Origin of the sequence: Ensifer sp. CCNWLY38 (assembly GCF_037120565.1) — a bacterium.
Lineage (GTDB): Bacteria > Pseudomonadota > Alphaproteobacteria > Rhizobiales > Rhizobiaceae > Ensifer > Ensifer adhaerens_H.
The window spans coordinates 1-19,147 of the sequence record NZ_JBBBBO010000016.1 but is presented as its reverse complement, the minus strand read 5'-3'; the positions used below and the strand labels follow the sequence as shown (position 1 = coordinate 19,147).

Annotated in this window: 18 protein-coding genes; 15 read left to right on the top strand and 3 right to left on the bottom strand. The window is 62.1% G+C overall.

What is annotated here, in order from left to right; genetic code table 11:
* Nucleotides 1-256 precede the first annotated feature (256 nt).
* On the top strand, nucleotides 257-1,360 hold the full coding sequence (locus V7S54_RS28200; RefSeq protein ID WP_065374430.1) for a M24 family metallopeptidase: 1,104 nt from the start codon (nucleotides 257-259) through the stop codon (nucleotides 1,358-1,360).
* Nucleotides 1,361-1,440: 80 nt separating this feature from the next.
* On the opposite strand, the gene V7S54_RS28195 is transcribed toward V7S54_RS28200, so the two are convergent.
* On the bottom strand, nucleotides 1,441-1,701 hold the full coding sequence (locus V7S54_RS28195; RefSeq protein ID WP_141679396.1) for a hypothetical protein: 261 nt from the start codon (nucleotides 1,699-1,701) through the stop codon (nucleotides 1,441-1,443).
* Nucleotides 1,702-1,846: 145 nt separating this feature from the next.
* On the opposite strand from V7S54_RS28195, the gene V7S54_RS28190 reads away from it, so the two are divergent.
* The 13 genes from V7S54_RS28190 (at nucleotide 1,847) to V7S54_RS28130 (ending at nucleotide 16,256) form a co-directional block, all read left to right on the top strand.
* Nucleotides 1,847-2,563 (top strand): FadR/GntR family transcriptional regulator, encoded by a 717-nt coding sequence (locus V7S54_RS28190; protein ID WP_065374432.1) that lies wholly within the window; start codon nucleotides 1,847-1,849, stop codon nucleotides 2,561-2,563.
* Nucleotides 2,560-3,732 carry a PLP-dependent transferase gene (locus V7S54_RS28185; RefSeq protein WP_065374433.1) on the top strand — a complete coding sequence of 391 codons (1,173 nt, stop codon included), beginning with the start codon at nucleotides 2,560-2,562 and terminating at the stop codon, nucleotides 3,730-3,732. Before V7S54_RS28190 ends, V7S54_RS28185 begins: the two co-directional genes overlap by 4 nt.
* Before the next feature lie 42 nt (nucleotides 3,733-3,774).
* A complete protein-coding gene (locus V7S54_RS28180; protein WP_065374434.1) occupies nucleotides 3,775-5,037 on the top strand; it encodes an ABC transporter substrate-binding protein in 1,263 nt (420 codons plus the stop codon).
* A 148-nt stretch (nucleotides 5,038-5,185) separates the two neighbouring features.
* Nucleotides 5,186-6,121 (top strand): carbohydrate ABC transporter permease, encoded by a 936-nt coding sequence (locus V7S54_RS28175; RefSeq protein WP_065374435.1) that lies wholly within the window; start codon nucleotides 5,186-5,188, stop codon nucleotides 6,119-6,121.
* A gap of 5 nt (nucleotides 6,122-6,126) precedes the next feature.
* On the top strand, nucleotides 6,127-6,960 hold the full coding sequence (locus V7S54_RS28170) for a carbohydrate ABC transporter permease (RefSeq protein WP_057248981.1): 834 nt from the start codon (nucleotides 6,127-6,129) through the stop codon (nucleotides 6,958-6,960).
* Nucleotides 6,961-6,971: 11 nt separating this feature from the next.
* Nucleotides 6,972-8,039, top strand: a complete 1,068-nt coding sequence (locus V7S54_RS28165) for an ABC transporter ATP-binding protein (protein ID WP_065374436.1) — start codon at nucleotides 6,972-6,974, stop codon at nucleotides 8,037-8,039.
* A 206-nt stretch (nucleotides 8,040-8,245) separates the two neighbouring features.
* A complete protein-coding gene (locus V7S54_RS28160) occupies nucleotides 8,246-8,632 on the top strand; it encodes a c-type cytochrome (protein ID WP_065374437.1) in 387 nt (128 codons plus the stop codon).
* Nucleotides 8,633-8,771: 139 nt separating this feature from the next.
* A complete protein-coding gene (locus V7S54_RS28155) occupies nucleotides 8,772-9,614 on the top strand; it encodes a cytochrome c oxidase subunit II (protein WP_065374438.1) in 843 nt (280 codons plus the stop codon).
* Nucleotides 9,615-9,770: 156 nt separating this feature from the next.
* Nucleotides 9,771-11,546, top strand: coding sequence for a cytochrome c oxidase subunit I (ctaD, locus tag V7S54_RS28150; RefSeq protein WP_065374439.1), 1,776 nt, complete (start codon nucleotides 9,771-9,773; stop codon nucleotides 11,544-11,546).
* Nucleotides 11,543-12,247, top strand: a complete 705-nt coding sequence (locus V7S54_RS28145) for a cytochrome c oxidase subunit 3 (RefSeq protein WP_065374440.1) — start codon at nucleotides 11,543-11,545, stop codon at nucleotides 12,245-12,247. The genes ctaD and V7S54_RS28145 overlap by 4 nt, the downstream gene beginning before the upstream one ends.
* Nucleotides 12,248-12,258: 11 nt before the next feature.
* Nucleotides 12,259-12,981, top strand: coding sequence for a heme-copper oxidase subunit III family protein (locus tag V7S54_RS28140; RefSeq protein ID WP_065374441.1), 723 nt, complete (start codon nucleotides 12,259-12,261; stop codon nucleotides 12,979-12,981).
* 9 nt (nucleotides 12,982-12,990) lie between these two features.
* Nucleotides 12,991-13,365 carry a cytochrome C oxidase subunit IV family protein gene (locus V7S54_RS28135; protein ID WP_065374442.1) on the top strand — a complete coding sequence of 125 codons (375 nt, stop codon included), beginning with the start codon at nucleotides 12,991-12,993 and terminating at the stop codon, nucleotides 13,363-13,365.
* 329 nt (nucleotides 13,366-13,694) lie between these two features.
* Nucleotides 13,695-16,256, top strand: coding sequence for a GcvT family protein (locus V7S54_RS28130; RefSeq protein ID WP_065374443.1), 2,562 nt, complete (start codon nucleotides 13,695-13,697; stop codon nucleotides 16,254-16,256).
* Nucleotides 16,257-16,339: 83 nt separating this feature from the next.
* On the opposite strand, the gene V7S54_RS28125 is transcribed toward V7S54_RS28130, so the two are convergent.
* Together V7S54_RS28125 and V7S54_RS28120 are read right to left on the bottom strand one after the other, a co-directional pair.
* Nucleotides 16,340-17,269 carry an aldo/keto reductase gene (locus V7S54_RS28125; protein WP_065374444.1) on the bottom strand — a complete coding sequence of 310 codons (930 nt, stop codon included), beginning with the start codon at nucleotides 17,267-17,269 and terminating at the stop codon, nucleotides 16,340-16,342.
* Nucleotides 17,270-17,522: 253 nt separating this feature from the next.
* The gene (locus V7S54_RS28120) at nucleotides 17,523-18,311 is read right to left on the bottom strand and encodes an SDR family NAD(P)-dependent oxidoreductase (RefSeq protein ID WP_065374445.1); all 789 of its coding nucleotides are present in this window, start codon (nucleotides 18,309-18,311) and stop codon (nucleotides 17,523-17,525) included.
* A gap of 96 nt (nucleotides 18,312-18,407) precedes the next feature.
* Here V7S54_RS28120 and V7S54_RS28115 point away from each other — a divergent pair, with 96 nt between their 5' ends.
* A complete protein-coding gene (locus V7S54_RS28115; protein WP_065374446.1) occupies nucleotides 18,408-18,983 on the top strand; it encodes a TetR/AcrR family transcriptional regulator in 576 nt (191 codons plus the stop codon).
* Nucleotides 18,984-19,147: the final 164 nt, after the last annotated feature.

Here is a 19,147-nt window from a genome sequence, read left to right as displayed (position 1 = left end):
TCGTGCAAATACAGATGCATAGCGACGGCAAGCGACCGGCTTTCCGGCCCTGTGCCCGTGCATTCGAGGGGGGAGGAGTCCGCTTGAAGAGCCAAAGAGCTGCATCCCGGAGCAACACCTGCACCGGCCCCAAGCATTCCCCGTAAACACCACATCGCGCCAATCCACCGCGCACCCCATTCCGTCCGTCGATGAGCGCCACAGTCGCGTGAACGGCGAGCGCATCCCATATCCTCGAACCAGAACAGGGAACCCCATGACTGAAATCACCAAGAGCCGTTTTGCCGCGCTCCGCAAAAAGATGGCCGAAAGCAATGTCGGCCTCGTCGCGCTGGCGCCGGGATCGCATATGGATTGGCTGATCGGCTATCATCCGCATCCCGACGAACGCCCCTGCCTGCTTCTCGTCGGCCCGGAAAAGGAAGCCTTCCTGATGCCGGCGCTCAACGCCGAAGGCACGCGCGAGCACACCGACATCGCCTTCCACAACTGGGCTGATGACGTGGGTCCGACCGATGCTCTGACGTCGGCCCTCGCCGATGTCGGCGCGGCTGCGCCTGGCCGCGTCGTGCTCGATGAAACCATGCGCGCCGATTTCGCACTGCTGCTGATCGATGCGCTACCTGCTGATACCGCCCGCGAATTCACCCCGGCAACGCTTGGAAGCCTGCGCATGCGCAAGGACAAAAGCGAATACGCCCTTTTGAAGATGAATGCCGGCATTGCCGACCGCGCCATGCAGGCGGCGTTTGCCAAGATCCGTCCAGGCATGACCGAGAAGGAACTGGCCGTCGAGATCCGCGGACACTTCTCGTCCGAAGGTGCCGCACCGGCCTTCTCGATCGTCGGCGCCGGCGGCAACGGCGCTTTCCCGCATCATTCGGCGAGCGAACGGGTGATCGAGGAAGGCGATGCCGTCGTCATCGATATCGGCGGCCGCAAGCAGGGCTTCCCGAGCGACATCACCCGCATGGCGATCGTCGGCCGCGCGCCCGAGGGATACGGCCAGATCCACACGATCGTCGAAAGGGCCGTGCAGGCAGCACTGAAGGCGGCACGCCCCGGCGTGCTCGCCAAGGACGTCGACGCGGCCGCCCGCAAGGTGATCAGCGACGCCGGCTACGGCGAATATTTCGTCCATCGCACCGGCCACGGCATGGGCATCGACGGCCATGAGCCGCCTTACATCACCGCGACCTCGGAAACCGTGCTGGAAGAAGGCATGGTCTTCTCGATTGAGCCCGGCATTTATCTGCCCGGCCGCTTCGGCATCCGGCTTGAGGATATCGTCATCCTGCGCGAGGACGGCCCGGAGGTTCTTTCTTCCCTTCCCCGCGACGTACACGTCGCCAAGGCCTGATCAAACAAGGTCTGATCAAAGTTGCGGCGCCCGAGGGCGCCGCTTCTCTTTGTTCGGTTCGCTTGGCAGCACAGCAATGCCTATTGGGTCGGCCGTGTACGGGGTTTCGTCGTCGCGTTACCGGCCGGACCATCCTTGCCGGGACGTTGCCTGTAGGCCGGCTCCCGTTGCTCTACCGGCGGCCAGATCCAGTAATAGCCATAGGGCTTGCGCTGGATCCCCTCGTAATATTCGAACTTTCTGGTGCGCATCTGCGCTACCGCATCGACTGTGACCGCCATCAAGGCGACGAGCGCGCCAGCCACAGCGGCGACCACCCACACATATCCCGATTTCGTCATCTTCAAGCTCCTTGCCTCCTGTCTACGCCGGAAGCGCGCGAGGTCAACCACCTTCGCGTTCCATCAGTTCCGGCTTGACGACCTCTCGCCTCTTATCCATAGTGCTCAGATGTCAGACCAATTTGGCCTCTGGGGAGGGAGCCGAATGAGTGAACCGGCAAGAGCGGCCCTGATGCCCCTGCCCCCGGCCGACCGGGCCCAGCAGGTGATTGCCGCATTGGCTGACTACGTCCAACATTCAGGCCTGAAACCCGGCGACCGTCTGCCGGCCGAGCGCGAGCTGATGACGGCGCTCGCCGTCGGCCGTTCCACCATCCGCGAGGTCATCCGCCACTTCCAGGCGCTGGGTGTCGTCGAGGCGCGCAAGGGCAGCGGTACCTATCTCCTGCGCACCATCTCTGGCGCCACCGTGCATATGCCGCTGACCCTCGACACCGCGCATCTGCGCGACGTGCTGTTGATGACGCTCGAAGTGCGCCGCGGGATCGAGGTCGAGGCGAACATGGTCGCCGCGCGCCGGCGAACCGATGAAGACCTTAAGATCATCGAAATCAAGCTCAACGAGATGGAGCGGGTGCATATCGCCAGGGGCACCTCGGGTCCGGAAGACCTCGCCTTCCATCTGGCGATCTACGACGCCACGCACAATCCCTTGTTCCGGCAGTTGCTCGAACAAATGCGCGAGGCGTTCGAGCGCTTCTGGGACCATCCTTTCGATCGCACGGACTTCGCTCGCCGCTCCTTCCCGTTCCACCGCACGCTCTTCAACGCGATCGCCGCTCAGGACCCCGACACCGCGCGCGAAGAAACACTGAAAATCCTCGCGATCGTCGAGGAAGACATCAAGGAAATGTCCAAATGACCAACGGCCTCGATCCGTTCGACCATGCCTCACTGATCGTCGCGCATGACGAAGGCCACGCCTTCGATGCCGTCGTGCCGCCGATCGTGCAGACATCGCTCTTCACCTTCAGGGATTACGACGACATGGTCGCGTCCTACCGGGGCGAGCGCGTGCGGCCGATCTATACCCGCGGCCTTAACCCGACCGTGCGCATGTTCGAGGAGATGCTGGCGAAGCTCGAAGGCGGCGAGGACGCGATCGGTTTTGCCAGCGGCATGTCGGCGATCTCGTCGACCGTGCTCTCCTTCGTCGAGCCGGGCGACCGCATCGTCGCCGTCAACCATGTCTATCCCGACGCCTTCCGCCTCTTCGGCACGCATCTGAAACGCATGAAGATCGAGGTGACCTATGTCGACGGCCGCGACGAGGAAGCGGTCGCGAAAGCCCTGCCCGGCGCAAAACTGTTTTACATGGAGAGCCCTACGAGCTGGGTGATGGACACCCACGACGTGGCTTCCCTTGCCCGCCTTGCCAGGGATCAGGGCATCATCACCGCCATCGACAACAGCTGGGCGAGCCCGATCTTCCAGCAGCCGATCTCGCTCGGCGTCGATCTCGTCATCCATTCGGCGTCGAAATATCTCGGCGGCCACTCGGACGTCGTCGCAGGTGTCGTCACCGGTTCGAAGGAACTGATCGGCCGCATCCGCTCGGAGGCCTATCCCTACCTCGGTGGCAAGCTCTCGCCTTTCGATGCCTGGCTGCTGATCCGGGGACTGCGCACCCTGCCGATCCGCATGAAGTCGCACGAGCGCTCGGCGCTTGACGTCGCGCGGCGGCTGCAGGCCCATCCGCTGGTCGAGACCGTCTGCCACCCCGGTCTCGGCAACACGCTGCCGCCGGGTCTTTCCGGCACGTCCGGGCTCTTCTCCTTCATCTTCCGCGAGGGCGTCGACGTCAGGCGCTTCGCGGATCATCTCGAACTCTTCAAGCTCGGCGTTTCCTGGGGCGGACATGAAAGCCTCATCGTGCCGGGCGAAGTCGTGCTGTCGCAGAAAGCCCAGCCCAATTCCGCGGCCGCCTTCGGCATCTCGCCGCGGTCGGTACGGCTCCATGTCGGCCTGGAGGGGACGGAGGCCCTCTGGAGCGACCTCGAAGCGGCGCTCGCCGTCGCTTCGACTGGCTGACGAAACTTCGAACCAAACCAACGAAGAAAAGAGGGAACAAAAATGAAGAAACTGATCACTGCCACGCTTCTTGCCAGCCTGATGGCCGGAAGCGCGCTCGCCGACACCAAGCTGAAACTGGTCGAGGTCATCACCAGCCCCGAGCGCACCGAGACGCTGAAGTCGATCGTCGCCAAGTTCGAGGCCGCCAACCCCGGCACGACCGTCGAGATCATCTCCTTGCCCTGGGGCGAAGCTTTCCAGAAGTTCGCGACCATGGTTTCGGCCGGCGAATTGCCTGATGTGATGGAAATGCCCGACACCTGGCTGTCGCTCTATGCCAACAACGGCATGCTCGAAAGCCTGGAGCCCTACCTCGCCAAGTGGGAGCACACGGGCGGCCTGACGGAACGCGCGCTCGAACTCGGCCGCGACGTCAACGACACCGCCTATATGCTGCCCTACGGCTTCTATCTGCGCGCGATGTTCTACAACAAGAAGCTCTTGTCGGAAGCTGGCGTCAGCGAGCCGCCGAAGACCATGGACGATTTCGTCAAGGCGTCTGAAGCCGTCTCGAAGCTTCCGGGCAAGTCCGGCTACTGCCTGCGCGGCGGCCCGGGTGGCCTCAACGGCTGGGTGATGTTCGGCGCAACCATGGCCGGCAGCAACACCTTCTTCAACGAGGACGGCACCTCGACCATGAACAGCGAAGGCTGGGTCAAGGGCCTGACCTGGGTGATCGACCTTTACAAGAAGGGGCTGGCCCCGAAGGACAGCGTCAACTGGGGCTTTAACGAAATCGTCGCCGGTTTCTACAGCGGCACCTGCGCCTTCCTCGACCAGGATCCGGACGCGCTGATCGCCATTGCCGAGCGCATGAAGTCGGAAGATTTCGGCGTCACCACCATGCCGAAGGGCCCGAGCGGCAAGGCGTTCACCACCATCGGCTTTGCCGGCTGGTCGATGTTGTCGGCAAGCCAGAACAAGGACCTCTCCTGGAAGCTGATCGAGACGCTCGAAGGGCCGGAAGGCAACATCGAGTGGAACAAGCGTACCGGCGCACTGCCGGTGCACAAGTCGGCGGAGAAGGATCCCTTCTATGCCAGCGCACAGTTCAAGGGCTGGTTCGACGAGCTTGCCGACAAGGACGTCGTGTTGACGGTGATGCCGACCTACCTCGAAGAATTCGCCTTCTTCAAGGATTCGCTCGCCATCAAGACGACGCAGGAAGCCCTGCTCGGCGACATCACGCCGGAAGAGCTCGCCAACCAGTGGGCCGACTACCTGACCAAGGCGCAGCAGAAGTTCCTCGCCAGCAAGAAATAAGCCTTCGGCCGGCGGCGGCTCGCCGTCGCCGGCCCTCATGATCTTGAGCGGAATGACGTGTGCGTGGTCTCCGTCCGCATCCCGCTCCAACTGAACGAAAACGCGGCACGTCGAAAAAACCGGCGGCCACACAGGGGAATTTCGATCGATGGACCATGTCGCCCGCCAAAGCGGCCTGCCGGCAAGCCGGACGCCGCTGAAGAAGCGCATCGCCGATGGCGCCGCGCCCTATCTCTATAGCGCGCCGGCGCTGATCCTGATCGTCACCGTGATGCTGGTGCCGCTGGTGCTTGGCGTCTCCTACGCCTTCCGCGATATCCAGCTTCTGAACCCGTTCTCCGGTGCCTATATCGGGCTTGATCATTTCCGGGCGCTGTCCGAAGACCAGGCCTTCTATCGGGCGCTGCGCAATACGCTGTGGTGGACCGGCGCTTCGGTCTTCTTCCAGTTCGTCTTCGGCCTGATCCTGGCGCTGCTGCTCGACAAGCCCTTCTATGGCCGCGGCCTTGCCCAGGCGCTCGTCTTCCTGCCCTGGGCGGTGCCGAGCTTTCTTGCCGGCCTCAACTGGGCCTGGCTGTTCAACCCGGTCGTCGGCCCCTTGCCGCATTGGCTCTTTGGCCTCGGCATCATGAGCGAGCCGAACAACATTCTCTCCGATCCGCAGCTTGCGATGTGGGGCCCGATCATCGCCAATGTCTGGTGGGGCATTCCCTTCTTCGCCATCACGCTGCTCGCAGCGCTTCAGGCGATCCCGCGCGACCTCTATGAGGCCGCCAGCATCGATGGCGCCGGCCCGGTGCAGCGTTTTCTCTCGATCACGCTGCCCTTCCTGGCGCCGACGATTGCCATCACCATCCTCTTGCGCACCGTCTGGATCTCGAACTTCGCCGATCTGATCATCGTCATGACCAATGGCGGACCGGCCGACCGCACCCAGATCGTCGCCAGCTATATCTTCACCCAGGCCTTCAAGCGGCTGGATTTCGGTTACGCCTCGGCGATCGCGCTCGTGCTTCTGGCACTGCTGCTCGCCTATTCGATGCTGATCGTCATCCTGCGGCAATGGCTGTTGAGCAAGGATTGAGACCGATGCGCGCCAAACCGCTTTTCCTCATGATCGCGCACCGATCGGCAATCCTTGCCTACATCGCCTTCGCGCTCTTCCCGCTCTATTGGCTGCTGAAGGTTGCAGTCACGCCCAACGACCTGCTCTACTCGGAAGGCATTCGAATGTGGCCGTCGCGCGCCAGCCTCGAGCATTTCGATTTCGTGCTCCGCCACAGCGCCTTTCCGGTGTTCTTCAAGAACAGCCTGATCGTCTCCGGCTCCACCGCCGTTATCGTCACCATCCTCGCCTCGCTCTCGGGCTATGCGCTGTCGCGCTTCAATTTCCGCGGCAAATACTGGCTGGTGGCGCTGATGCTGCTGACCCAGATGTTCCCGCTGGTGATGCTGGTGGCGCCGATCTTCAAGATCCTCTCGCCGCTCGGCCTCACCAACAGCCTGACCGGGCTCGTCATCGTCTACACCGCCTTCAACGTGCCGTTTGCCACCTTCCTGATGCAGTCCTTCTTCGATGGCATTCCGAAGGACCTGGAAGAGGCGGCGATGATCGACGGCGCCACCCAATTCGTCGCCTTCCGCCAGATCATCCTGCCGCTGACGCTGCCCGGCATTGCCGCAACCCTCGGCTTCGTCTTCACCGCCGCCTGGAGCGAACTTCTGTTCTCGCTGATGCTGATCTCCGGCAACGACCAGGCGACTTTCCCCGTTGGATTGCTGTCCTTCGTGTCGAAGTTCTCCGTCGACTTCGGGCAGATGATGGCGGCCGGCGTGCTCGCACTCATCCCCGCCTGCCTCTTCTTCCTGCTCATTCAACGTTATCTCGTCCAGGGCCTCACGGCCGGCGCGGTCAAAGGCTGAGGATTGCTCTCATGGCTTCCATCGATATCGCCAACATCCAGAAATCCTACGGCATCCACCCGGTCCTGCACGATGTCGACCTGAAGATCGGCGACGGCGAATTCGTCGTGCTCGTCGGCCCCTCCGGCTGCGGCAAGTCTACGCTTCTGCGTATGATCGCCGGGCTTGAAAGCGTCACCTCGGGCGAGATCCGCATCGCGGGAAAACGCGTCAACGAGCTGGCGCCGAAGGACCGCGACATCGCCATGGTGTTCCAGTCCTATGCGCTCTATCCGCATATGTCCGTCGCCAAGAACATGAGCTATAGCCTCAGGCTCCGGAAGACGGCCAAGGAGAAGATCGCGAGCATCGTTTCAGGGGCCGCCGCCAAGCTCGGCCTGGATCCGCTGCTCGAACGCCGGCCGCGCGCACTCTCCGGCGGCCAGCGCCAGCGCGTCGCCATGGGCCGGGCCATCGTGCGCGAGCCCAAGGCCTTTTTGTTCGACGAGCCGCTGTCGAACCTCGATGCGCGCCTGCGCGAACAGATGCGGGCCGAGATCAAGAAGCTGCACAAGGATCTCGGCGCGACCTCGATCTACGTCACCCACGACCAGATCGAAGCAATGACGCTCGCCGACCGCATCGTCGCCATGAACGGCGGCTTCGTGCAGCAGGTCGGCAGCCCGCTTGATCTCTACGATCGGCCCGCCAACCTCTTCGTCGCCGGCTTCATCGGCTCGCCCGGCATGAACTTCTTCGAAGGCACCTACCGCAACGGCACCGCCCCGCGCTTCGAGACGGAAGGCGGCGTCACCATCCCGGCACAGCCGCATCCGGCTCTGGCGGACGGCGCCCGCGCCACCCTCGGCATCCGGCCGGAACACGTGGAGATCGGCGTCGAAGGACCCGACGTGCTGAAGGCCAACGTCGATCTGGTCGAGCCGACCGGCTTCGGCATCATCCTGCATCTTTCCTTCGGCCACGCCGGCTTCAAGGCCTTTACCAACGACCGCAGGTTCCTGAACGCCTCAGGCACGCTTCCCGTGCGTCTGCCGGTCGAACGGTTGCACTTCTTCAACGCCGACGGCAATCGCGTCTGATTGCCTGCACCTATCATGGTGAGAATTTAGGCGGAGCCGGCGAACTGGCCGGCTCCGCCGGTTGACTTCCTGAGGACGAGGCGTACCGTTTCGGTGTCGCAAGTATCAACCGCCCGTGGCGCCAACTTAAGAGAAGCAAGCACCGCCAAGACGACAGATTGACGATAGCCTTCCTTGCCTGCGCCCGGCGATTTTGAGGAAGTGTCATGCGAGTTTTTGTTGTTGCCCTTGCCTTTTCGACAACGATGCTCTGTCCGTTCGCAGCCCTCTCGCAAGAGGGCGATGCCGCAGCCGGAGCCACAGTCTTCAAGAAATGCGCTGTCTGTCATGTTGCTGACAGCGATACCAACAAGGTTGGGCCATCACTCAACCACCTGTTCGGGCGAACGGCCGGCACCCATGCCGACTTCAGCTACTCCCCGGCGATGATCGATGCCGGCAAGGGTGGGCTCGTCTGGGACGAGGCGCATCTGCGCGACTATCTGCACAATCCCCGGACCAAGATAAAGGGCACGAAGATGGCCTTTGCCGGACTGAAGGACGACACGGACATCTCGAACCTCATTGCCTATCTCAAGCAGTATTCGCAATAGCCGGGAAAGATGAGACCCAAGCGCAGTTCGTCGCCACACGCCGAATTGCGACTATTTCACGTTCGTGTAATAATTGCAGTGAGAGCTCTACGGATTGCGTATTCATTCCCACAGCCGCCAGCGGCAAGGAGGGACAGAAATGGCCGTGGTAGTTATTCTGGTTTTGTTGGCCGTCGGGTCGGTGTTGTTCCATCTGTTGAGCCCTTGGTGGTGGACGCCGATCGCGTCCAACTGGAATTACATAGACAATACGCTCATCATCACCTTCTGGATTACCGGCGTCGTCTTCGTCGCCGTCGTGCTTTTCATGGCCTATTGCGTTCTCCGTTTTCGGCATCGCCCGGGAAACCGGGCGGCCTATGAACCGGAAAACAGGAAGCTCGAAGGGTGGCTTGCCGGCGGCACGACGCTCGGCGTCGCCGCCATGCTCACCCCCGGTCTTTTCGTCTGGCACCAGTTCGTGACCGTGCCCGACGGTGCAGCCGAGGTCGAGGTCATCGGCCAGCAATGGTTGTGGAGCTTCCGGCTCCCAGGCACCGACGGCAAGCTCGGCACCTCCGAGACCCGCGACATCACGCCGGAAAATTCGCTCGGCCTCAACCGCAATGACGCAGCGGCGCTTGACGATGTCGTCATCGAAGGCGGTGAGCTGCATCTGGAAATCGGCAAGCCGGTCAAGATCCTCTTGCGCTCCGTCGATGTACTGCATGATTTCTACGTGCCGGAGTTCCGCGCCAAGATGGACATGGTGCCGGGCATGGTCACCTATTTCTGGCTGACACCGACCCGCACAGGCACCTTCGAGGTGCTTTGTGCAGAACTCTGCGGCGTCGGTCACCCGCAGATGCGCGGCACCGTCGTCGTCGACAGTGCCGCCGACTACCAGGCCTGGCTTTCACAGCAGCAGACCTTCTCGCAGCTGCAGGCAAAGGCAGGGACGAAAGAAACGGCGCAGGCAGGAAATGCCGCCCCGGCGCAGTAAGAAGCGCCCCGACGGCGAGAGCGGGATGAGGAAAAGTGGTTGCGGTTTTCCGCCCGCATCCCGCCCGTGAGCGAAAGCAATTCCAGCGTTGGTGTCCGGAATTGCGTGGTTCAAAGCGTTGGATCGAAATGATCCGGTGTTGGGAGGTTTTCGCAGATGGTCGACATCAGGCATGGCACGGGCGAACAAATTGGCCCCGCGGAAGTGGAGGACGTCGAGCTCTATCATCCCCATAGCTGGTGGACACGCTACGTCTTCAGCCAGGATGCCAAGATCATCGCCGTGCAATATGCCTCGACCGCGATCGCCATCGGCATGGTCGCCCTGGTGCTTTCGTGGCTGATGCGGCTGCAGCTCGGCTTCCCGGGCGCCTTCGCCTTCATCGATGCCGAGCGCTATTACCAGTTCATCACAATGCACGGCATGATCATGGTGATCTACCTCCTGACCGCCCTCTTCCTCGGCGGCTTTGGCAACTACCTGATCCCGCTGATGCTCGGCGCGCGCGACATGGTGTTCCCCTATGCCAACATGCTGAGCTACTGGCTCTATCTGCTCGCCGTGCTCGTCCTCGTCGCCAGCTTCTTCGCACCCGGAGGGCCGACCGGCGCCGGCTGGACGCTCTACCCGCCCCAGGCGGTTCTCTCGGGCACGCCCGGAGGCAAGGACTGGGGCATCATCCTGATGCTCTCCTCGCTCATCCTCTTCATCATCGGCTTCACCATGGGCGGCCTCAACTATGTCGTCACCGTGCTGCAGGGGCGCACGCGCGGCATGACGTTGATGCGCATGCCGCTCACCGTCTGGGGCATCTTCACCGCGACGGTCATGGCGTTGCTTGCCTTCCCGGCTCTCTTCGTCGCCTGCGTCATGATGCTGTTCGACCGGGTGCTCGGCACCAGCTTCTTCATGCCGGCGATCGTCGAGATGGGCGAGCAGCTGCAGCACGGCGGCGGCAGCCCGATCCTGTTCCAGCACCTCTTCTGGTTCTTCGGCCACCCGGAAGTCTATATCGTCGCGCTGCCCGCCTTCGGCATCGTGTCTGATCTCATCAGCACCCACGCCCGCAAGAACATCTTCGGCTACCGCATGATGGTCTGGGCGATCGTCATCATCGGTGCGCTCTCCTTCATCGTCTGGGCGCACCACATGTATGTCAGCGGCATGAACCCCTATTTCGGCTTCTTCTTCGCGACGACCACGCTGATCATCGCGGTGCCGACGGCGATCAAGGTCTATAACTGGGTGCTGACGCTCTGGCGCGGCGACATCCACCTGACGCTGCCGATGCTGTTTGCACTCGCCTTCATCGTCACCTTCGTCAATGGCGGGCTGACCGGCCTCTTCCTCGGCAACGTCGTCGTCGACGTGCCTCTCTCCGACACGATGTTCGTCGTTGCGCATTTCCATATGGTCATGGGCGTGGCGCCGATCCTCGTCATCTTCGGCGCGATCTATCATTGGTATCCGAAGATCACCGGCCGCATGCTCAACGAGATAATGGGGCAGATCCATTTCTGGGTCACCTTCGTCGGCGCTTATCTGATCTTCTTCCCGATGCACTATCTCGGCCTCATCGGGATGCCGCGCCGGTATCACGAGATGGGCGAAACCGCCTTCGTTCCGGCCTCCGCCCACACACTGAACGAATTCATCACCATCATGGCCCTGATCGTCGGCGCCGCGCAGATTGTCTTCCTCTTCAACCTCGTTTGGAGCATCCGCCACGGACGCGAGGCCGGCGGCAACCCTTGGCGAGCAACGACGCTCGAATGGCAGACGCCGGAGACGCCGCCGCGCCACGGCAACTGGAAGGAGCTGCCGGTCGTCTACCGTTGGGCGTATGATTACAGCGTGCCCGGAGCGGCCGAGGACTTCATCCCGCAGAACCAGCCGGGTTCGGCAGGTCATGTACCGGAGGGCGCCTCATGAACGTCGCCTTGATCCTGCTGGCCGTGGTTCTCACAATCGCCGGCTGGTGGCTCAGCCGTCAGCGGCTCTTCTCAAAACCCTGGCTGGAGGTCGGTCACGCCTTTGACCCGCGTCCAGATGGCCGGCCTTCGATCCCACCCGCAAAAATAGGCCTAGGCGTCTTTCTCGCCGTCGTCGCCGCGCTCTTCTCGCTTTTCATCAGCGCCTATTTCATGCGCATGGCCTCCACCGACTGGTGGTCGACGCCGATGCCGAAGATCCTGTGGCTGAACACAGCCATCCTCGGTCTCGGAAGCCTGCTGCTCCACGCTGCACGGGTGACGGCCGAACACCACCGTGACGAAGCGAGCCGCACGGCCGTGATCGCCGCGCTTGCCGCGGGGCTGGCCTTCCTCGCCGGCCAGGTCTTCGCCTGGCGCGAACTGACGGACGCCGGCTTTCTGCTCGCCGACAACCCGGCCAACAGCTTCTTCTACATGATCACAGGCATGCATGGCCTGCACATCCTCGGCGGGCTCTTCGCAGTCAGCCGCGTGATCTTGAAGACGCGCGGAGCACCGCTCGGCGAAAGGGCGGTGCTGTCGATCACGCTCTGCGCCACCTACTGGCATTTCATGCTGGCCGTATGGCTGGTACTTTTCGCGCTCTTTTCCGGCTGGGCCAACGACTTCGTCGAGCTCTGCCGGCAACTCTTGACCTAAGGAGTCAAGGCATGTCCGTCGAGACACACTCGCCTGTCAGAGAGCCGCTCCACCGCCCGGCGGGACTTGCCGGTTTCGCCGCCGACTGGGCCTCCGACCAGCGGACGTTCAAGAACGTCTCCTGGGGTAAGGCCATGATGTGGATCTTTCTCCTGAGCGACACCTTCATCTTCGGTTGTTTCCTCATCGCCTACATGTCGGCGCGCATGTCGACTGCCGTTCCCTGGCCCAATCCGAGCGAGGTCTTCGCGCTGCACATCGGCGGCTCCGATGTGCCGCTGATCCTCATCGCCATCATGACCTTCGTGCTGATCACCTCGAGCGGCACCATGGCCATGGCCGTCAATTTCGGCTACCGGCGTGATCGCAGGAAGACGGCACTCCTCATGGTGTTGACCGCCCTTTTCGGCGCCACCTTCGTCGGCATGCAGGCCTTCGAGTGGACCAAGCTGATCACCGAGGGCGTGCGCCCCTGGGGCAACCCGTGGGGAGCTCCCCAATTCGGCTCGACCTTCTTCATGATCACCGGTTTCCACGGCACCCACGTCACCATCGGCGTCATCTTCCTGCTGATCATCGCCCGCAAGGTCTGGCGCGGCGACTTCGACACGGAACGACGCGGCTTCTTCACGAGCCGAAGAGGTCAATACGAGATCGTCGAGATCACTGGCCTTTACTGGCACTTCGTCGACCTCGTCTGGGTGTTCATCTTTGCATTCTTTTATCTGTGGTGAGGCATAGCCATGGCTGAAACGACGATACACACGGAGACGGCACCGACGGCAAAGGCGGAAGGCCACGCACAGACGCATCAGCAGCATCCGATCGGCCTCTATCTGGTCGTCTGGTTGCTCCTCTTCGTGCTCAGCACCTTTTCCTATCTCGTCGATTATGTCGGGCTGCAGGGCTATCTCAGATGGTCGCTGATCATGATCTTCATGATGCTGAAGGCAGGCCTCATCGTGGCGATCTTCATGCACATGGCTTGGGAGCGGCTGGCACTGATCTACGCGATCCTGCTGCCGCCGCTGCTGGTGCTGGTCTTCGTTGCCCTGATGGTCTCGGAATCAAACTACGTGCTCTTCAGTCGCCTGACCTTCTTCGGCGCCGCACCGTGATCGCCAGGTCGCAGAGGATGCGGGGACACCCCAGGTAGATCACCTGCACCGGAGGCGGCGGCGGCGCCGCAAGACCGACATTCGTGCCCCACGCGATGACGCATTCGAATGCGCCCGCTTCTTCTGTATGCTAAGAGAAATCGCTTCAATGCTCCTCGGCGCTTTTTCTCACGAAATCAGTGGCATGACCGTCCCGCTAGCTCTCGTTCGACGATCCACAGATTGCTCGGCTCTGGTCGTGCAGTTTGATGATTATGTCGTAGACAGGCTCTAGTCGTGGCGTATCAAGCCCTAAAATCCGGCATCCAATCCAACTAGGGTCGCAATCAATGGCAGAGTTTCCGCAAAAGGCGAAAGTCGTAATCATCGGGCTGGGTGGCATCGTGGGTGCCTCGATCGCGCATCACCTGATCGAGCGCGGCTGGGACGATATCGTCGGCATCGACAAGTCGGGCGTCCCGACCGATATCGGCTCGACCGCGCACGCCTCGGACTTCTGCTACACCACCAGCCACGATTATCTCTCGGTCTGGACGACGCAGTATTCGATCGACTTCTTCGAAAAGATGGGCCACTACGCCCGCATCGGCGGCCTCGAAGTTGCGCGCACCGGTGACGACGTCTGGATGGAGGAGATCAAGCGCAAGCTGTCTTCCGCCAAGGCCTTCGGCACCCGCGCGCACTATGTCTCGCCGGCCGAAATCAAGAAGATGTTCCCGCTGATCGAAGAAGATCAGGTCATGGGCGGCATGTTCGACCCGGATGCCGGCCTCGTCATCCCGCGCTCGCAGACGGTTGCCGGCAAGCTCGTCGATGCGGCCGAAAAATCCGGCAAGCTGCAGGTCTTCGGCAATACGCCGGCAAAGTCGCTGATTGTCGAGAACGGCCGCATCAAGGGTGTCGTCACCCATCGCGGCACGATCATGGCCGACCACGTCATCGTCTGCGCCGGCATCTGGGGCCGCCTGATCGCCGAAATGGTCGGCGAGGACCTGCCCGTCATGCCCGTCGACCATCCCCTCACCTTCTTCGGCCCGTACAACGAATTCGAAGGCACCGGCAAGGAAATCGGCTTTCCGCTTTTGCGCGACCAGGGCAACTCCGCCTATATGCGCGACACCGGCGACCCGAAGACCACCGAGGGCGGCCAGATCGAGTGGGGCTATTACGAGACCACCAATCCGCGCCTGTGCCATCCCCGGCACATTCTCGAAAAGCACGAGGCACGCCTGTCGCCCTCCCAGCGCGATCTCGAGATGGAGCAGATTATCGAGCCGCTCGAGCGCGCGATGGAACTGACGCCGATCCTCGGCGAGCTCGGCTACAACGAGAGCCACTCCTTCAACGGCCTGTTGCAGGTATCGGCCGCCGGCGGCCCCTCCTGCGGCGAGAGCCAGAAGGTGCGCGGCCTCTGGTACTGCGTCGCCATCTGGGTGAAGGATGGTCCCGGCTATGGCAAGCTGATCGCCGACTGGATGACGGACGGGCGCACCGAGATCGACCATGCGTCGATCGATTATTCCCGCTTCTATCCGCACCAGCTCGAGGAGACGTTCATCGAGGGCCGCTGCTTCGAGGCGGCGCAGAAGATCTACTACCCGGCCGTGCACACGCGCGAGCCCTATGCCAGCGGCCGCAATGTCAAGCGCTCGCCCTTCTACGAGCGCGAGAAGGAGCTCGGCGGCTACTTCATGGAGCTCGGCGGCTGGGAGCGTGCCCACGGCTACGCCGCCAACGAACATCTGCTGGAAAAATATGGCGACCGCGTTCCGGTGCGCGAAAACGAGTGGGACAGCCGCCATTTCTGGCGCGTTTCCAACGCCGAGCATCTGGCGATGAGCGAGGACTGCGGCATCGTCAACCTCTCGCATTTCCACATGGTCGACATCGAAGGTCCTGACCATGTCGAGCTTTTGGAATGGCTTTGTGCCGCAAAGATCGGCGGCGACGGCAATATCGGCAAGGGCATCTACACCCACTTCCTCGACGATGAGGGCATGGTGCGGGCTGACTTCACCGTCTTCCGCATGGCAGACCGCTGCCGCCTCGTGAACGGCGCCGATGCCGGCCCGCGCGACTTCCAGTACATGCGCCGTGTCGCAGAGGATCGGCGCCTCGACGTCACAATCACCGACGTCTCGGAAAAATTCATCACCATCGGCATCTGGGGGCCGAACGCCCGTCAGACGCTGAAGAAAGTGGTGGCCGATCCCTCGGGCCTCGATATCGAGAACTTCCCCTTCGCTGCCATCAAGCCGATCGAGATCGCCGGCAAAAAAGTCACGGCCTTCCGCATCTCCTATGTCGGCGAACAGGGCTGGGAACTGCACATGAAGTACGAGGACGGCCTCGCCGTCTGGGACGCGCTGCGCTCGACCGGCGTCATGGCCTTCGGCGTCGAGACCTATGCCAACTCGCGCCGTATGGAAAAGAGCCTGCGCCTGCAGAACGCCGATCTTCTCACCCAGTACAACCTGATTGAGGCTGACCTTGCCCGTCCGAAGGTCAAGGACGTCGACTTCCGCGGCAGGGCCAAGCATCTGGAATACAAGGCGCGCGAGCATCAGCCGGCCATGCTCTGCACGCTGGTCCTGACTGAGAACACCGACAGGAACGGCGTGAAGCGCTATCCGGTCGGCACCCTGCCGGTCATGGAGCCGGAAACCGGCAAGGTGCTGATCGACGAACTCGGCCGCCGCTCCTACACCACCTCGATCGCCTATGGTCCGACGATCGGCAAGAACATCGCACTCGCCTATCTGCCCTGGTCCCATTGCCAGGTCGGCCGCAAGCTGAACGTCGAGTATTTTGCCGAGACCTATCCGGTCGAAGTCGTCGGTATCGGCTACAAGCCGCTCTACGATCCGGAAAACCTGAAGCCGCGCAGCTGATCGACCTGCGCGTGGCGTTCAAAAAAGAAAGGCCCGCTCGGATCCGAGCGGGCCTTTTGCATGTTCTGTATACCTGATCGGGATCAGGGGAGCACGTGCCCGGCTGCGGTGAAGAGGCGATACCAGTCCTCGCGCGACAGCGTGATACCCGCGCCGGGCGCGATGTCGGCCAGCCGTTCCGGGCTCGTCGTTCCCAGGACCACCTGGATATTGGCCGGATGCCGCGCAATCCACGCATAGGCAATCGCCGACGGCGACACCGCATATTTGCCGGAGAGTTCGTCGAGCACCCGGTTGAGCTCCGGGAAGTTCTTTTCGTCGCCGACGAAGACGCCGCCGAAGAAACCCTGCTGGAACGGTGACCAGGCCTGCAGCGTCATGCGGTTGATGCGCGAATAGACGACGACCTCGCCGTCACGATCGATCGACTGCTCCAAGCCCGCCATGTTGGCGGCAATACCGAAGGCGACCGATGGCGCATGCGCGATGCTGAGCTGGATTTGATTGGCGACGATCGGCTGGCGCACGGCGGTTTTCAGAAGATCGATCTGCCGCGGAGTGTGATTGGATACGCCGAAGTGCCGAACCTTGCCGGCCGCCTGCAACCGCCCGAAGGCATCGGCCACTTCTTCCGGTTCCACCAGGGCATCCGGGCGATGCAGCAGAAGGAGATCGAGATAGTCGGTCTTGAGCGCGGCAAGCGACCGATCGACGGATTGGAGAATATGGTCGCGGGAGAAATCGAAATAGCCGCGGCGGATCCCGCACTTGCTCTGGATAACGATCTGTTCGCGCTCGGCAGGCTTCAGCTGGAGCGCATCGCCGAAGCGACGCTCGCAGGCGTGCAGCTCGCCGCCATAAATGTCGGCGTGATCGAAGACGTTGATGCCGACGTCCCGCGCCTTGCCATAGAGCCGGGCAATGGCGTCGTCACTGAGATCGGCGATCCGCATCAGGCCGAGAACGGCGGATGAAACGGAGAGATCGGTTGTTCCCAGGTTGAATTTTTTCATCGGATTACGCTCGCACGGTCAACATTGTTTCGAAGGAGGATTTCCGCCCGCAGGCGCAACTGGCTGCGGTAGCGAATCTTTGATCCTCAATCTCTACCAGCCCGAGGGCACTTGGCAAACGTCCGGGCATTGTCGACGAGCGTGCGAAGCGGGTAGCGAAGACGAGCAATGCGCCGGGTCGCCCGCCAGCGCTTCGCTGTCCTATTGTCGTGGGAGCCGACAGGGTCGTCCGCTCCCACGTCCAGCGGTTTGATCAGGCAGCCGACCGATAACGCTCAGCCGGCTCGGATTGTGCGAAATTCGGCAGCATCGCCTGGCGCGCGGCGTCGAACGTATGCCACTGGCCGGCGTCCGGCAGCGGCGGGATCGTCACCAACTCGCGGCGATCAAAGCCGACCAGTGCCGCATCGACGAGATCGCCGACCTCCATCACGCCCGCAAGCGTTTCGACATCGACGCCCGCGTGATCCCAGATCTCGGTGCGCGTCGCAGCCGGCAGCACCGCCTGCACATAGACGCCCTTGGGCGCCAGCTCGATGTTCAGCCCCTGGGAAAGGAACAGCACGAATGCCTTCGTCGCGCCATAGACTGTGGCGCCCATCTCAGGCGCAAGGCCGACGACGGAAGCGATGTTGACGATCGCCCCCTCACCCCTCTCGGCAAAATGCGGCGCTACGGCATGGGCCAGCCTGGTGACGGCAGTAATATTGAGCGAGATGAGCTTCGAAATGTCCTCGCCCTTTTGCTGAAGGAAGCCGCGCGGGATCGATGTGCCGGCATTGTTGACCAGAACACCAATACGCTCATCCTCGCGCAGGCGCTGCTCGACCTTGGCCATATCCTGTTCGTCCGTCAGGTCGGCGGGGAGAACGTCGACATTGACACCGGTTTCGCTCCGCAGCCGCTCGGCAAGCTCTGCCATGCGCAGCGCATTGCGTGCGACCAGAATGAGATCGTGACCGCGGCGCGCAAATCGCTCCGCGTAGACGGCGCCGATACCGGTGGAAGCACCGGTTACGAGGACTGCAGACTTCTTGCTCATCGGGTGTGCTCCTTTGATTTATTCATGATGGTCATCATGTATTTGGATATATGACGGCCATCATGTATAATGTCAATCGAAATTTAGGAGACGGTGATGCGCGTGAGCCGACAGCAGGTCGAAGACAACAAGCGAACCATTCTGGAGGCGGCTGGCCGGCTTTTCCGGGAGCGTGGTTTCGAGTCTGTCACAGTGACGGACGTCATGAAATCGGCCGGCCTCACCCATGGCGGTTTCTACGGCTATTTCAAATCCAAGGATGATCTGATTGCCCAGACCCTGGCCGAACTCCGGGGAGAAGCCGAGCCAAAGTCGACGGATTTGGCCGCGGTCGCACAGCGCTATCTTTCAGCGGAGCATCGAGACGATTTCGGACATGGCTGCCCGCTTGCCGCCCTGGCGACGGAAGTAAGCCGACAACCCCAGGGAGCACGCACGGAAATGACAGCGTTTCTCAAACGTCAATTCGAGCGCCTGGGTAAAATAGCGCCGGGCTTGGACGAAAAGCAGAAGCGCCGCGCCGCGATCGGCAACTCGGCGAGCATGATCGGCGCGCTGATCCTGGCCAGGATGACCGACGATGCGGCCCTGTCGAACGAGATCCTCGAGGCGACCCGCAGCTGGCTTTCGGCGCAGGATCACGAAGGGGCGAAGGCGGCCGACGTCGCCTGATATTCGCGGTGCTTCGTACCCTCGCCCGTTCGCGCTGTGTCTAGAACGCCAAAAGCCCGGCGGATTTCTCCGCGCGGGCTTTTGAGTATTTGGTTGCGGGGGCAGGATTTGAACCTGCGGCCTTCAGGTTATGAGCCTGACGAGCTACCGGGCTGCTCCACCCC

Bases quoted from the DNA above. Each gene is read 5' to 3' on its own strand.
- V7S54_RS28200 (WP_065374430.1), top strand. From the start codon at position 257: ATGACTGAAATCACCAAGAGCCGTTTTGCCGCGCTCCGCAAAAAGATG.
- V7S54_RS28175 (WP_065374435.1), top strand. From the start codon at position 5,186: ATGGACCATGTCGCCCGCCAAAGCGGCCTGCCGGCAAGCCGGACGCCG.
- V7S54_RS28170 (WP_057248981.1), top strand. From the start codon at position 6,127: ATGCGCGCCAAACCGCTTTTCCTCATGATCGCGCACCGATCGGCAATC.
- V7S54_RS28185 (WP_065374433.1), top strand. From the start codon at position 2,560: ATGACCAACGGCCTCGATCCGTTCGACCATGCCTCACTGATCGTCGCG.
- V7S54_RS28145 (WP_065374440.1), top strand. From the start codon at position 11,543: ATGAACGTCGCCTTGATCCTGCTGGCCGTGGTTCTCACAATCGCCGGC.
- V7S54_RS28165 (WP_065374436.1), top strand. From the start codon at position 6,972: ATGGCTTCCATCGATATCGCCAACATCCAGAAATCCTACGGCATCCAC.
- V7S54_RS28190 (WP_065374432.1), top strand. From the start codon at position 1,847: ATGAGTGAACCGGCAAGAGCGGCCCTGATGCCCCTGCCCCCGGCCGAC.
- V7S54_RS28180 (WP_065374434.1), top strand. From the start codon at position 3,775: ATGAAGAAACTGATCACTGCCACGCTTCTTGCCAGCCTGATGGCCGGA.
- V7S54_RS28130 (WP_065374443.1), top strand. From the start codon at position 13,695: ATGGCAGAGTTTCCGCAAAAGGCGAAAGTCGTAATCATCGGGCTGGGT.
- V7S54_RS28155 (WP_065374438.1), top strand. From the start codon at position 8,772: ATGGCCGTGGTAGTTATTCTGGTTTTGTTGGCCGTCGGGTCGGTGTTG.
- V7S54_RS28115 (WP_065374446.1), top strand. From the start codon at position 18,408: ATGCGCGTGAGCCGACAGCAGGTCGAAGACAACAAGCGAACCATTCTG.
- ctaD (WP_065374439.1), top strand. From the start codon at position 9,771: ATGGTCGACATCAGGCATGGCACGGGCGAACAAATTGGCCCCGCGGAA.
- V7S54_RS28195 (WP_141679396.1), bottom strand. From the start codon at position 1,701: ATGACGAAATCGGGATATGTGTGGGTGGTCGCCGCTGTGGCTGGCGCG.
- V7S54_RS28125 (WP_065374444.1), bottom strand. From the start codon at position 17,269: ATGAAAAAATTCAACCTGGGAACAACCGATCTCTCCGTTTCATCCGCC.
- V7S54_RS28140 (WP_065374441.1), top strand. From the start codon at position 12,259: ATGTCCGTCGAGACACACTCGCCTGTCAGAGAGCCGCTCCACCGCCCG.
- V7S54_RS28135 (WP_065374442.1), top strand. From the start codon at position 12,991: ATGGCTGAAACGACGATACACACGGAGACGGCACCGACGGCAAAGGCG.
- V7S54_RS28160 (WP_065374437.1), top strand. From the start codon at position 8,246: ATGCGAGTTTTTGTTGTTGCCCTTGCCTTTTCGACAACGATGCTCTGT.
- V7S54_RS28120 (WP_065374445.1), bottom strand. From the start codon at position 18,311: ATGAGCAAGAAGTCTGCAGTCCTCGTAACCGGTGCTTCCACCGGTATC.